Raw genomic sequence first — 13,206 nt, forward strand, 5'->3', positions numbered from 1 at the left:
GTATGACGATCGGTTTTCTTGTTAACCCAGACCTGACCTACCGCACTATCGAATTCGAACTTGAACACGCCAACCAGTTCTTGGGTGGTGCTACCGAAGACCGTGTCTCCGTGGCATTCCAGGAAGACGGCTCTGAGTATGCAGCACTTTTCTCCACCCAGGCGAAGGAGCAGCGCGCAGAGCCAAACCCAGTCGCATCCCTGTCCCGCAACACCGCAGCGACCGGCAACCCTTCATTCCTGCAGGACCCAACCACCGCGATTTCCGGCCCAGTGATCTTCGTGGATTCCGAAGGCGAAGACATTTCCGACGAAGCGATCGCTGGCGTCAAGAATGCGATCCGTGCAGTTCGTGGATATCGCGAAGACAACCCGGAAGAGTACCAACTGTGGCGCGCCGCAGTTTTGAACATGGGAACTCCGCAGGACTAAAACACACCCTTTCGTGCAATGTTGAGAGTTAGCACTCTCGGGGGTAGAGTGCTAAACAGGTTGTTTGACACACAGTTGTTCACCCGCGACGACGGCTGTGCAGGACTAAACCAACCGGCACAAGAACAAAGCTTAAATTCTCACGCACGAAAGGGTTTAAACGTGGCAAACGTAAACATCAAGCCATTAGAAGACAAGGTTCTGGTTCAGATCGTCGAAGCTGAAACCACTACCGCATCCGGTCTGGTCATCCCAGATTCTGCCCAGGAGAAGCCACAGGAAGCCACTGTTGTAGCAGTAGGCCCTGGCCGCTCCGACGACGATGGCGACAAGATCCCACTGGATGTCAAGGTCGGCGACGTTGTTATCTTCTCCAAGTACGGCGGCACCGAGCTGAAGTACAACGGCGAAGAGTACCTGCTTCTCTCGGCACGCGACCTTCTCGCAATCGTCGAAAAGTAAGGTTACCTATGGCAAAACTTTTAGCATTTGACCAAGAAGCTCGCGAAGGTATTCAGCGTGGCGTTGATACCTTGGCTGATGCAGTCAAGGTGACGCTGGGCCCAAAGGGGCGCAACGTTGTACTTTCGAAGGCGTTCGGCGGTCCACTGGTGACCAACGACGGCGTGACCATCGCTCGCGATATTGATGTTGAGGATCCGTTTGAGAACCTCGGCGCGCAGCTGGTGAAATCCGTCGCCGTCAAGACCAACGACATTGCTGGCGACGGCACCACCACCGCAACGCTGCTGGCTCAGGCACTGGTCAAGGAAGGCCTGCGCAACGTCGCTGCAGGTGCCAACCCGGTAGAGCTCAATAAGGGTATCCAGGCTGCGAGCGAGAAGGTTGTCGAGGAGCTCAAGGCTCGTGCGACCCCTGTTTCTTCTTCAGCCGAGATCGCTAACGTTGCAACTGTGTCCTCCCGCGACGTCGTCGTTGGCGATATGGTTGCCGGCGCAATGGACAAGGTAGGCAAGGACGGCGTGCTCACCGTCGAGGAATCCCAGTCCATCGACTCGTACGTCGATGTCACCGAGGGTATCTCCTTTGACAAGGGCTACCTGTCTCCCTACTTCATGACCGATCCAGAAACTGGTCAGGCAGTCCTTGAGGATCCAGTCATCCTCCTGGTGCGCAACAAGATCTCTTCCCTGCCGGACTTCCTGCCGCTGCTGGAAAAAATGGTGGAGACTCAGAAGCCGATCCTCATCATTGCTGAGGACATTGACGGCGAGCCACTACAGACGCTGGTAGTTAACTCGATCCGTAAGGCGATCAAGGTTGTTGCAGTGAAGTCTCCGTACTTCGGTGAGCGTCGCAAGGCATTCATGGATGACCTAGCGGTTGTCACCAACGCGACCGTGGTTGACCCAGAGGTTGGCATCAACCTCAAGGATGCTGAGCTTGACGTACTTGGCTCGGCACGTCGTGTGACGGTAACTAAGGAAGACACCGTCATCGTCGATGGAGCTGGTTCCGCGGAAGATGTCGAGCACCGTCGCGAGCAGATCCGACGCGAAATCGAGACCACCGACTCCACCTGGGACAAAGAGAAGGCTGAGGAGCGCCTGGCCAAGTTGTCCGGTGGCGTCGCAGTCATCCACGTGGGTGCGCCAACCGAGACCGAGGTAAACGAGCGCAAGCTGCGCGTCGAAGACGCCATCAACGCCGCTCGTGCCGCAGTTCAGGAGGGCATCGTCGCTGGCGGTGGCTCCGCGCTGGTGCAGATCTCGAAGGAACTCGAAGCATTCGCGAACGAGTTCGAAGGCGAGCAGAAGGTTGGTGTTCTGTCCGTTGCTCGTGCAATGGTGAAGCCGGCTTTCTGGATCGCAGAGAACGCCGGACTTGATGGTGCGGTTGTTGTTTCAAAGGTTGCAGAACTTCCAAATGGCGAGGGTTTTAACGCTCAGACCATGGAGTACGGCAATCTCATTGATCAGGGCATTATCGACCCTGTGAAGGTGACTCACTCTGCGGTAGTTAATGCGACCTCTGTGGCACGCATGATCCTTACCACCGAGGCATCTGTCGTCGAAAAGCCTGCAGACCCAGCTGAAGCTGCTGCTGGTGTCCACGGACACCATCACTAAAGCTGGTTCGGCCTCATCTCCCTGCCTCCCACACTTGCTGTGGGGCGGGGAGATTTTTATTTACTTAGAAACTGCGGTGACCTTGATACGTGGGGTGCGGGGCTGGCGTGCACGTAGGAGCGACTGTCGTTCAGACTCGCTCATGCCGCCCCAGATGCCGTAAGGCTCTGCCACCTTCAGTGCGTGTTCGCGGCACTGCTTGAGTACAGGGCAGTTGTAGCAAATCGCCTTTGCGCGATTTTCGCGCTGGGTGCGAGCGCGACCACGCTCACCGTCCGGATGGTAGAAAACTTCAGAAGCTTGTCCACGGCATGAGCCGTGCAACTGCCAATCCCAGAAATCTGCGTTAGGTCCGGGTAGCTGCTGCGGCTGAGACATTCTTTTTTACTCCTTAATCAAGGACCGGAAGGAACATAAGGTGCATCGCTACGTGCAAGTTCTCTTGCACTGCAACCAGTTAAGGAGTGTGGTAGGTGATAATGAACGAAAGGTAGCGGACGTGTTTCTTGCAGATGAACTGAATGTTTATCTACCTGTTATGGTCGCTTTGACCTGCGTAAACGTTCTAGGTTAAAGCTGGGTGAACTTTTTGGGTTGGTAACGATTTGAACCCAATTTCCCTTGAACCATTTTCAATCTTCCATTTGAATGAGAAAAATATTAGAGCACGGGTAAAGTGAAAATTCGATTACTTTGCATTGGAGCGTAGAAGGAGAGTTGTGGCGGAACTAGATACCGACGCAGAGCTGGCTAGGCTCGTGCCACTTGCAGCTGCGGGCGACCGTCGTGCTCTCCAAGACATTATCCGCATTATTCACCCGATGGTGTTGCGCTACGCGCGCGCACGGATCGGCGGGGGTAGAACGCCAACCCCCGAAGACATTGCCCAAGAAATCTGTTTGGCCGTAGCAACCTCGATCGAGAAGTACGTCGATCGCGGGAAACCGTTCATGGCATTCGTCTACGGAATCGCTTTTAACAAGGTCGCAGACGCGCACCGATCTATGGCGCGCGACAAAATGAGCCCGACAGAAGAAGTGCCTGATGATGTTAATGACGAGTCAACACCCGAGGAATACGCGCTGGTCACAGACGGTAGTAACAGAGTGAGGGAATTACTCGATCTACTAAGTGATAAGGCTCGCGACATCATCATCTTGAGGGTGTTCGTCGGGCTTTCCGCAGAAGAAACGGCCAGCGCTGTAGGAAGTACAGCAGGTGCCGTCAGAGTGGCACAGCACCGTGCGCTAGCCACTTTGAGAAAAGCCCTGGAAGAAGGAGATGAGGCGTGATGGTACGTCGCAACAAAGGTGAGGACATGGATGACGTCACCTCCCAGCTTGGACCGCTGGTTGAGGATGACGCATTCCTGACCGCTCTTTCTCAAGGCGAAGATCCTTCTGACGGAGGCGATCAACTTGCTGAACTCCTGCTTGAACTCCGCACAGACGTGGAGAAGCAGATGCCGCCAGCACCAATCATCGAAGGTGTGGACGAAGCTCCGCAGGTGATTTCGCTCGCGCATGCGCGTCGTCGCAAAACCAGTCCTTGGCTTGCAGGTCTTGTTGGTGCTGCCGCGGCGACTACTGTCGTCGCAGGTTCCGGCGCTGTTTTGTACAGTGCAGAGCCGGGCACCCCGTTGTGGGAGGTTTCCGCGGCAGTATTCGGTGATCGCACAGCGGCCGTTGAGCTTGCAAGCACTCTTGACGAGATGCAGGTGGCGGCCGATAACGGCGACATTGGGGAGACCCGTGAGCTGTTGGATCAAGCGCGCATTATCGTCAGTGAGTTGAAGGATCCAAAGGGTGACAACAAGAAGGTTGCAAACGAACAGGACGAGGTAAAGAAGCCGTCCAAGTCGTCTCGAACAGTGACCACGGTGACCACGACAGTGGAAAAGACCGCGGAGCCAACAGCTCGCTCTGAAGCTCCGAAGTCAGAAGAGAATGAGCCGAAGGAAGCGGCAGAAACCATCACCGAAAAGTCGCCGACCTCAGTCACCGTCACAGTAACGGAGACGGTGATCGAGTCCATCGTAGTTACCACTACGGCTCCGGTGCGCGAGAATCCGCTTCCGATTCAGCCGTCCTCCTCGGTTGTGCCCGCTCCGGAACCGACCGTAGTAGCGGAGCCAGAGCCTGACCTGGCCGCTCCGCAGGAGTACTGACTAGCGAGCCTCAAGGCCATCTAGGTAGCCCAGCGCGTAGTCCCACGGGACATATGCGTTGGGATCAGGTTCGACGCTTGGTTCGTGGACCGGAGGGACATTACCTTCGAGCGTGGCAATCATGTTTGTTGCCATGATGTCCCAGTCGTAGAAGTGCAGCTGGTCGCAGTCTTCGCAGAGAAAATAGATCCCGAGGATACCGCGCGGTTCGAGTACGCGCTTGCATTCGCGCACATGGATCAAGTCTTGTGCGACGGCGGCGCGCTCTTCGTCGCTAAGCGGCTCGATGTGTTCGTCGTCCAAAAACGATGCCGGATCGTTGGGATCATCGGCAAACGGATCGCGGGGCATCATCGACTCATAATTCACACTGGTCACCCTATTGTTCTTTGGGCTGAAGGGCAATTTGTTCGCATGCCCTGCGAAACGGCCCCGGCTAGGTGGGAATGGGGTAAACGCACTAAGATGTTTACCAATCAATATTTGGTGCGTGTGATAGGAGATTAGCTAACCATGACCGAGCAGCGTGTGCATACCGGTGGAGATGACCCAAACAAGGTGGCATTGAAGGGCCTGACCTTTGACGATGTGCTTCTGTTGCCTGCTGAATCGCACATTGTTCCTGGCGAAGTCAACACTTCCGCTCAGTTCACCCGCAACATTCGCCTGGGCACTCCGATCGCTTCCGCGGCAATGGATACCGTGACTGAGGCGCGAATGGCTATCGGCATGGCCCGCCAAGGTGGCATTGGTGTTTTGCACCGTAACCTCTCCGCTGAGGAACAGGCAGAGCAGGTCGACATCGTGAAGCGTTCCGAGTCCGGAATGGTTACCGACCCAGTCACCGCGCGCCCAGAAATGACTTTGAACGAGGTCGACGCTCTGTGCGCGCGTTTCCGTATTTCAGGTCTGCCAGTTGTCGACGATAACCGCGTGCTCCTAGGCATCATCACCAACCGTGACATGCGCTTCGAGCGCGACTTTGAGCGCCAGGTGAAAGAAGTAATGACCCCTATGCCACTTGTTGTGGCAAAAGACGGTGTGACCAAGGAGGAAGCGCTCGATCTGCTGTCCACGAACAAGGTGGAGAAGCTGCCTATCGTTGATGGCGAGGGCAAGCTCACCGGCTTGATCACGGTGAAGGACTTTGTAAAGTCTGAGCAGTTCCCTAATGCCTCCAAGGACGCTTCCGGTCGTCTGCTTGTTGCAGCAGGCATCGGTACCGGCGAAGATTCTTACTCTCGTGCAGGCTTGCTTGTCGACGCAGGCGTTGACGCCCTCGTTGTGGACTCCGCACACGCACACAACAACCGCGTACTCGAAATGGTTGCCCGCGTGAAACGCGATTTCGGTGACCGCTGCGACATTATCGGCGGAAACCTTGCAACCCGCGAAGCTTCGCAGGCAATGGTGGATGCTGGCGCGGATGCGATCAAGGTTGGCATCGGCCCAGGCTCCATCTGCACCACCCGCGTTGTTGCAGGTGTGGGTGCGCCACAGATCACTTCGATCCTTGAGGCCAGCGTTCCTGCCCACAAGGCGGGCATTCCAATCATCGCCGATGGTGGCATGCAGCACTCAGGCGATGTGGCTAAGGCGATCGCAGCCGGCGCATCGACCGTGATGCTCGGTTCGATGCTTGCGGGTACCGCTGAGTCCCCAGGCGACATCGTCGTCATCGGTGGCAAGCAGTACAAGCGTTACCGTGGCATGGGTTCGATGGGTGCTATGCAGGGTCGTGGGCTTTCTGGTGAGAAGCGTTCCTACTCCAAGGACCGCTACTTCCAGGCAGACGTCACCAGCGAAGAGAAGCTCGTGCCGGAGGGTATCGAAGGACGCGTTCCTTACCGTGGCGAGATCGACGGCATTATCCATCAGATCGTTGGTGGCCTGCGCGCTGCGATGGGCTACACCGGCTCTGCATCGATCGAGGAGCTGCAGACCAAGCGCTTTGTTCAGATCACTTCCGCAGGCCTGCGTGAGTCGCACCCGCACGACATCACCCAGACAGTCGAGGCTCCGAACTACCGCGGTTAAGCGTCTTTAGTTTTGGTCACGTCGTAGAATGATCTACATGCGTGACTACGTTGAAATCGGAATTGGCCGTGAGGCCCGCAAAACCTACCACTTGAGCAGCATCGCCCTTGTTCCATCGCGTCGAACCCGTTCCTCTAAGGACGTGGACACGACGTGGAACATTGACGCGTACACCTTTGATATTCCTGTGGTAGCTCACCCAACTGATGCGATCGTTGGCCCAGAGTTTGCCATCGAGATGCACAACCAAGGTGGCCTTGCGGTGCTTAATGCCGAAGGCCTGTGGGCGCGGCACGCTGATGTTGAAGCGGCGCTTGCTCGTGTCGTTGCAGCAGCCGAGGACTCTGACCACTTCTTCCTCGGCGAGGAAGTCACCCAGGCAACCCGTGTGCTCCAGGAACTTCACTCTGCACCGATTGATGAGGAGCTCTTGGTCGAGCGCATCACGCAGATTCGTGAATCCGGCGCTACTGTCGCAGTGCGAGTCAGCCCTCAAAACGCTCGCGACTTGGCTCCGGTTCTGGTCAAGGCTGGTGTGGAGTTGCTGTTCATCCAGGGCACCCAGATCTCGGCCGAGCATGTGCAGCAGGGTGGGGAACCGCTAAACCTCAAGGAGTTCATCGGCTCCTTGGACGTTCCAGTCATCGCCGGCGGTGTTTCTGACTACACCACTGCCTTGCACCTCATGCGTGCCGGAGCTGCCGGCATTATCGTCGGCTCCGGCGACACTACCTCTGACACGGCGCTGGGCATCTCCACTCCGATGGCCACTGCGATTGCTGACGCGGCCGCGGCACGTCGCGAGTATCTTGACGAAACTGGCGGCCGCTACGTTCACGTCATCGCTGACGGTGAGATTAACCTCTCCGGTGATATTGCCCGGGCCATCGCATGTGGGGCCGATGCTGTCATGCTTGGCAGCCCGCTGACCTACGCCGAAGAAGCAACTGGAGATGGCTACTACTGGCAGTCCTCCGCAGCCCACCCCCGCTTCCCCCGCGGTGTGGTCATTCGGGAGGCAGATAGCGCTGAACGTGAATCTTTGGAAGTTGTTTTGCATGGCCCTTCTGCCGACGCTTTGGGTACAAAGAATCTGGTAGGAGGCTTGCGTCGTGCGATGGCGAAGTGTGGTTACACAGATGTTAAGAGTTTCCAAAAGGTAAAATTAGCCTTACGTTAGCGGGAAATGCTTATACTGTCACTGGAAACTTAAGTTTTTGATAAGTAAGAAACCGTGTCCCCAGTGCCGAAAGGCGTCAGAAAGGCCCGTGCCGTATGTCCACGAAGCCCCAGATTTCCCGCCACGCCGCTGAGTTCCCTTCGCATGAAGTGGGCAGCGACGAGATCTTTTTCTCCGTAACCGATGACGCTGGCGTGATCACTCACGTTAACAGCGTTTTCGAGCGACTTGCCCGATCGAGCAGAGAGGAGCTCATCGGCAGCCCGCACAACATCATTCGTCACCCAGATATGCCAGGCGGCGTATTCAAGCTGATGTGGGACGACCTGCAAAGTGATGCCCCGTTCGCCGGCTACGTTCGCAACCTCGCGCGGGACAATTCCACCTATGACGTGATGGCAACCGTGACGCCATTGCCTTCTGGTGGCTACTTGTCGGTGCGCACCCGTCCGGTCACCGAGAACTTCGATACCGCGGCGAAGGTGTACTACGAAGCGAACGACCTCGAAGCGTGGGTCAAAGGCGAGGGGAAGAATCGTCGTGAAGCTGCTGCGCTCGGGGCCGAGAAGATCCTGGAGATCGTAGGCACGTACCGAGACTTCATGTACGCCATCGTCCCAGCAGAGCTTCAGGCGCTCGAAGAGCAAGGCCTCTGCCTGCCAGAGGGTGAAGGTGAACTCTACGAGTCGGTGGTGGCCCTGTACAACGAGCTGGACTCGTTTATGGGTGTGCAGTCGGCCATCGCTGACGCAACCCAGCAAATGCAAGAAGCTGGTCGCGCCTTGGAGGCAGAGAACGAGGCAACCGCGCGCGTGAAAGAGGAGATGGAGTCCGTCGTCGTTGACGGCGTTGAGCGCACATTGCTGCTCGCTCCCCTCGGTGTGTGGTCGACGATGCGAGGCATTATCGACGAGCACGTCGCCGACTTGGGTGAGCTTGCGAGCCAGCTCGCGGATGCTGGCGCCGAAGCGCGTTTTGCCATTGCACTGGCTCGACTGCACACCGCTGTGACCGCACGGTTTGTCGCTGAAGAGGGGCACGAGGAAGCCATCGGGCTGCTCATCGAGGCGCTTGATGTGGATATTGAGAGCATGCACCGCGCAGTCAGCACCCACGCGCGCTTGGCGCGTCGTGTTGATATGAAGGTTGGAAGTATCGGGCGCATCATGGAGGTCCCGCACAGCCTGATTAAGGAGTGGGACGCCACCGACCAAACCGAGCTGGCGCCTGGCGTGGGTGATCTTGTTCGCGAGGTGCAGCGGGCAATGAAGGCCGCAGAGGTTTCCTATGAGCAGCTTCAGGCCAGTTCACAAAACATCGGTGGCGATGTTGACCCAGCACGAGTCGATGAGGCTATTGACCGAGTGAAGAAGCTCGCGGATAACTAATCCGCTAGACTCTTGTTCTGTGAATATCCCGAATCCGCGCCCAGTACTCGTCGTTGATTTCGGCGCCCAGTACGCCCAACTCATTGCACGTCGAGTGCGAGAGGCCAACGTTTACTCCGAGGTCATTCCGCACACTGCCTCCGTTGAGGAGGTTAAGGCGAAGAACCCGGCTGCGCTTGTGTTGTCTGGTGGCCCGGCGTCGGTGTATGCCGACGACGCTCCGAAACTCGATCCGGCTTTCCTGGAGCTCGGACTGCCCGTTTTCGGTATCTGCTACGGCTTCCAAGCCATGACGGACGCACTCGGCGGTTCCGTGGAAAAGACCGGAAGCCGTGAATACGGTCGCACTCCGCTGTCCGTGGCTGGTGGCGTTTTGCATGCAGGGCTTAACGACGAACACCCGGTCTGGATGAGCCACGGTGACTCCGTGACTCGTGCGCCGGAAGGCTTCGAGGTTACCGCTTCGACTCCCGGCGCTCCGGTTGCTGCGTTTGAGAACGTTGATAAGCGCATGGCGGGTGTGCAGTACCATCCAGAGGTCATGCACTCGCCACACGGTCAGCAGGTGCTTTCCCGCTTCCTCACCGAGGTCGCTGGTCTGAAGCAGGAGTGGACCGCGGCGAACATCGCTGAGCAATTGGTTGCCTCTGTCGCAGAGCAGATCGGCCCTGAGGGCAAGGCTATCTGTGGCTTGTCGGGTGGTGTCGATTCGGCAGTAGCTGCCGCGATCGTACAACGCGCGATTGGCGACCGCCTCACTTGTGTGTTCGTTGACCATGGCCTGCTGCGCCAGGGCGAGCGGGAACAGGTAGAGACCGACTACGTCGCCGCTACCGATGTACGCCTAGTGACGATGGATGAGCGCCAAGCTTTCTTGGACAAGCTCGCTGGTGTGACCGAGCCAGAGGCCAAGCGCAAGGCGATCGGTGCGGAATTCATCCGCGCTTTCGAGCGCGCTGTCGCGGGAGTTCTGGAAGGCGAGCAGGTTGACTACCTAGTCCAGGGAACTCTTTACCCGGACGTCGTCGAATCCGGCGGCGGCACCGGCACCGCAAACATCAAGAGCCACCACAATGTTGGAGGCCTGCCAGACGACGTTGAATTCGAACTGGTGGAGCCTTTGCGCCTGCTGTTTAAGGACGAAGTCCGCGCCGTCGGACGCGAACTTGGCCTGCCTGAGGTGATCGTGAACCGTCAGCCGTTCCCAGGCCCTGGCTTGGGAATCCGCATTATCGGCGAAGTTACCGAGGACCGTTTGAACATCCTGCGCAAGGCCGATGCAATCGCCCGCGAAGAGCTAACCAACGCTGGCCTTGACGACATCATCTGGCAGTGCCCAGTTGTCCTGCTTGCAGATGTTCGTTCCGTTGGCGTCCAAGGCGATGGCCGCACCTATGGCCACCCAATCGTGCTGCGCCCTGTAGCCAGTGAAGACGCGATGACCGCGGACTGGGTCCGCGTGCCATACGAGGTGCTGGAGACAATTTCGACCCGCATCACTAACGAGGTTGATGATGTAAACCGAGTGGTCCTGGACATTACGTCCAAGCCACCCGGAACCATCGAGTGGGAGTAATTAGCTCCGCACGAAAATTTCGCCCATGCTGTTGTGCACGTGGACCGTCAGGGTTTTGCCTTCGATGTCGTCGTTGACAACAGGTGGGCAATTTTCGTCTCCGAGGTCGGTTTCGCAATCAAAGACCGTGCGGACATCGGTCGGTGGGATAATTTCGATTTCGCCCATATCCGAGGTTACGGTGATTTCGTGATCCTGATCAAGGCGTGGCAGCTCACTGAAATCAACGGTGAGAGTTCCCATTTCGTGGGTAACGTCTTTCAGCGATTCCTCGGTAGACATGGTGTAGGTGACATCGCCCATTCCTTCGTCCGAGAAGTTGGTACTGACGCCGAAGGTCCCGTATGCCAGAGCCGCGACGATTGCGCCCACGCCCAGTACCCAGCCCCAGGCGTTGCCTTGCTTTTTCGGAGGTGTAGGTGCTGGTTCCTCCGGATCTGGGAGGCTCCACAGTTCAGGCACCGTGCCCAGCGGGTCCCATGATGGGGGAGATGGGCGTCCCCCGTCGGGGTGCGGGTAACCCTCCGCCGGGGTGAGGCTAGAGAAATCCGCGGTTACGGTTGTGGCCTCTGCGTGATCGGTTACCAACAGCCCTTCTGGAGGATTCGGGAGTCTTTGGTGCAGCAAGTACCAGCCTGCAAAGAACAGCGCTGCCGTGAACAGTCCGGAGAAGAAGAATCCGCCTTCGGAGCCAGCGGTGAAGCTCATTCCGAAGAAGATTACGCCAACGACCAACCACCAGCCAGTGGAGCGTTCCTTCAGTTCAGTAGGGTTCAGCGCAGCCTTGTTGGCGTTAATGCTGTCCCATGGGCTCTTTGGCATACCGAAGCGAGGCATCACAAGCCACATCGCCAGGTACAATGCCAACCCTCCGCCGAAGGTTAGTGTGGTGATGACGAAGATGATTCGGACGATTGTCGGATCAATTTGGTAGCGAGCGCCAATGCCTTCGCAGACGCCGCCGAGGAAGGCGTTGCCGCCTTGGTCTTTAGGGATGCGGGGTGGGCGCGTAGCCCACATTTCTTTGAGAGTGCTTTCGAAGTTGTCCATGACTCAATTGTCGCGTGCTGTGTGCCCCTTGTGAATCGGGATCCGCCCTGATCTTCTGGCTCAGGGTTTCCCCCGATTCTTTTTCCTTTCCTGCGTGCGACAATTAACGCATGGCACAACTCTCTCCGTACGCATCGATCGAGCCGGTCATGATGTATCCGCGCTACACGCGTCCCAAGAACGGGCGCGTGGTTGCAGGCGTCGCCGCGGGGCTGGCCCAGCACTTGGGCGTAGATGTTGGCTGGGTGCGCATCGTCTTAGTCGTCGCTGCGTTTGTCTCCGGTGCTGGCATCGGAGCCTATGCGTTGCTGTGGATGTTCTCGGAGCCGAACGACTTGAATAAGCCGGTTCCGTCGGACAAGAACTTCAGCAAGGGCACGTACACCGTCTTGGCGCTCGTTGGCATCGCCGGAGCCTTTCTGACCATGAGCGTCCTTTCCGGAATCAACGGGGTTGTCCTTGTCGCGCTCGGCGTTGTAGCGGTAGGTGCGTGGTTGTCTTGGCAGTCCTTCGACCGGGGCAAGAAGTCGGCTGGCAACGTGATCGCGCTGGTTGTTGGTGTGGTCTTGGTGTTTTTGGGCGTGATCGCCATGGCGTTCCTCGAAGGTGATGGTGATCTCGGCGGAGTTATTGCATCGGTTGTCATCACTTTGCTGGGCGTGAGTGTTCTCGTCGTCCCGCTTGGTGTGCGCTTAACCTCGTCGCTAGTCGCTGCGCGTGAGGAAAAGGCAGTGGCAAACCAGCGCGCAGAGATCGCTTCTAAACTGCACGACTCGGTGTTGCAGACTTTGGCGCTGATCCAAAAGCGTGCCGACGATCCCGCCGAGGTCACACGCCTTGCCCGCGGACAGGAGCGTGAGCTGCGTGCTTGGCTTTTCGACGCAGAAGAGAAGACCTCAACCACCGTTTTCGCCGCCTTGAACAAGGCAGCCGGAGAGGTAGAGGACCTTCTCGGGGTGCGCATCGTCCCGGTGACAGTGGGCGACGATATGGAATACACGGAGATGACCGATCCGCTTGTGATGGCTGCGCGCGAGGCCATGGTGAACGCCGGCAAACACGCTGGAGTGGACACCGTGGATGTGTACGCGGAGAACATTGCGGGGGAGTTGAGTATTTACGTGCGCGATCGAGGCCCCGGTTTTGATCCCGACGCGATCCCGGAAGATCGTCATGGTATCCGTGATTCCATTATCGGGCGGATGGAGCGTGCCGGAGGCTCGGCAAAGATCCGCTCAAATGAGTCTGGTACAGAAATTGCTGTGAGCTTGCCGGTATCCTAAAGCT

The 13,206-nt window shown here is 57.5% G+C and carries 13 protein-coding genes; 10 read left to right on the forward strand and 3 right to left on the reverse strand.

Annotated elements, in window-relative coordinates:
* Positions 1 to 2: 2 nt before the first annotated feature.
* From QP027_RS01805 to groL, 3 genes are all read left to right on the forward strand, one after another.
* Positions 3 to 431 (forward strand): hypothetical protein, encoded by a 429-nt coding sequence (locus QP027_RS01805; protein ID WP_284825528.1) that lies wholly within the window; start codon positions 3 to 5, stop codon positions 429 to 431.
* Between the two features lie 162 nt (positions 432 to 593).
* Positions 594 to 893 (forward strand): co-chaperone GroES, encoded by a 300-nt coding sequence (gene groES, locus QP027_RS01810; RefSeq protein WP_284825530.1) that lies wholly within the window; start codon positions 594 to 596, stop codon positions 891 to 893.
* An 8-nt stretch (positions 894 to 901) separates the two neighbouring features.
* Entirely contained in the window at positions 902 to 2,521 is a 1,620-nt protein-coding gene (gene groL, locus QP027_RS01815) for a chaperonin GroEL (protein ID WP_284825532.1), read from the forward strand.
* A gap of 60 nt (positions 2,522 to 2,581) precedes the next feature.
* Here groL and QP027_RS01820 read toward each other — a convergent pair whose 3' ends face one another.
* Positions 2,582 to 2,899, reverse strand: a complete 318-nt coding sequence (locus QP027_RS01820) for a WhiB family transcriptional regulator (RefSeq protein ID WP_284825533.1) — start codon at positions 2,897 to 2,899, stop codon at positions 2,582 to 2,584.
* 341 nt (positions 2,900 to 3,240) lie between these two features.
* Here QP027_RS01820 and QP027_RS01825 point away from each other — a divergent pair, with 341 nt between their 5' ends.
* Complete coding sequence (locus QP027_RS01825; RefSeq protein WP_284825535.1) at positions 3,241 to 3,813, forward strand: sigma-70 family RNA polymerase sigma factor; 573 nt, start codon at positions 3,241 to 3,243, stop codon at positions 3,811 to 3,813.
* Positions 3,810 to 4,688, forward strand: a complete 879-nt coding sequence (locus QP027_RS01830) for a hypothetical protein (RefSeq protein WP_284825536.1) — start codon at positions 3,810 to 3,812, stop codon at positions 4,686 to 4,688. Before QP027_RS01825 ends, QP027_RS01830 begins: the two co-directional genes overlap by 4 nt.
* Here the strand turns inward: QP027_RS01830 and QP027_RS01835 are convergent, their stop codons facing one another.
* A complete protein-coding gene (locus QP027_RS01835; protein WP_432418616.1) occupies positions 4,689 to 5,042 on the reverse strand; it encodes a DUF5319 domain-containing protein in 354 nt (117 codons plus the stop codon).
* A 159-nt stretch (positions 5,043 to 5,201) separates the two neighbouring features.
* On the opposite strand from QP027_RS01835, the gene guaB reads away from it, so the two are divergent.
* From guaB to guaA, 4 genes are all read left to right on the forward strand, one after another.
* The gene (gene guaB, locus QP027_RS01840) at positions 5,202 to 6,725 is read left to right on the forward strand and encodes an IMP dehydrogenase (RefSeq protein ID WP_284825541.1); all 1,524 of its coding nucleotides are present in this window, start codon (positions 5,202 to 5,204) and stop codon (positions 6,723 to 6,725) included.
* 37 nt (positions 6,726 to 6,762) lie between these two features.
* The gene (locus tag QP027_RS01845) at positions 6,763 to 7,905 is read left to right on the forward strand and encodes a GuaB3 family IMP dehydrogenase-related protein (protein ID WP_284825544.1); all 1,143 of its coding nucleotides are present in this window, start codon (positions 6,763 to 6,765) and stop codon (positions 7,903 to 7,905) included.
* A gap of 95 nt (positions 7,906 to 8,000) precedes the next feature.
* Positions 8,001 to 9,293 carry a PAS domain-containing protein gene (locus QP027_RS01850; RefSeq protein WP_284825545.1) on the forward strand — a complete coding sequence of 431 codons (1,293 nt, stop codon included), beginning with the start codon at positions 8,001 to 8,003 and terminating at the stop codon, positions 9,291 to 9,293.
* 19 nt (positions 9,294 to 9,312) lie between these two features.
* Positions 9,313 to 10,869 (forward strand): glutamine-hydrolyzing GMP synthase, encoded by a 1,557-nt coding sequence (guaA, locus tag QP027_RS01855; protein WP_284825547.1) that lies wholly within the window; start codon positions 9,313 to 9,315, stop codon positions 10,867 to 10,869.
* Here the strand turns inward: guaA and QP027_RS01860 are convergent, their stop codons facing one another.
* A complete protein-coding gene (locus QP027_RS01860; RefSeq protein WP_284825548.1) occupies positions 10,870 to 11,919 on the reverse strand; it encodes a PspC domain-containing protein in 1,050 nt (349 codons plus the stop codon).
* Positions 11,920 to 12,029: 110 nt separating this feature from the next.
* Here QP027_RS01860 and QP027_RS01865 point away from each other — a divergent pair, with 110 nt between their 5' ends.
* Positions 12,030 to 13,202, forward strand: a complete 1,173-nt coding sequence (locus QP027_RS01865) for an ATP-binding protein (RefSeq protein ID WP_284825549.1) — start codon at positions 12,030 to 12,032, stop codon at positions 13,200 to 13,202.
* Positions 13,203 to 13,206 lie beyond the last annotated feature (4 nt).

Source organism: Corynebacterium breve, assembly GCF_030252165.1.
Lineage (GTDB): Bacteria > Actinomycetota > Actinomycetes > Mycobacteriales > Mycobacteriaceae > Corynebacterium > Corynebacterium breve.

Excerpts from the sequence above, each read along its gene's own strand:
- QP027_RS01860 (WP_284825548.1), bottom strand. The coding sequence starts at position 11,919 with ATGGACAACTTCGAAAGCACTCTCAAAGAAATGTGGGCTACGCGCCCA.
- QP027_RS01845 (WP_284825544.1), top strand. The coding sequence starts at position 6,763 with ATGCGTGACTACGTTGAAATCGGAATTGGCCGTGAGGCCCGCAAAACC.
- QP027_RS01835 (WP_432418616.1), bottom strand. The coding sequence starts at position 5,042 with ATGATGCCCCGCGATCCGTTTGCCGATGATCCCAACGATCCGGCATCG.
- QP027_RS01865 (WP_284825549.1), top strand. The coding sequence starts at position 12,030 with ATGGCACAACTCTCTCCGTACGCATCGATCGAGCCGGTCATGATGTAT.
- guaB (WP_284825541.1), top strand. The coding sequence starts at position 5,202 with ATGACCGAGCAGCGTGTGCATACCGGTGGAGATGACCCAAACAAGGTG.
- QP027_RS01850 (WP_284825545.1), top strand. The coding sequence starts at position 8,001 with ATGTCCACGAAGCCCCAGATTTCCCGCCACGCCGCTGAGTTCCCTTCG.
- groL (WP_284825532.1), top strand. The coding sequence starts at position 902 with ATGGCAAAACTTTTAGCATTTGACCAAGAAGCTCGCGAAGGTATTCAG.
- QP027_RS01820 (WP_284825533.1), bottom strand. The coding sequence starts at position 2,899 with ATGTCTCAGCCGCAGCAGCTACCCGGACCTAACGCAGATTTCTGGGAT.
- QP027_RS01805 (WP_284825528.1), top strand. The coding sequence starts at position 3 with ATGACGATCGGTTTTCTTGTTAACCCAGACCTGACCTACCGCACTATC.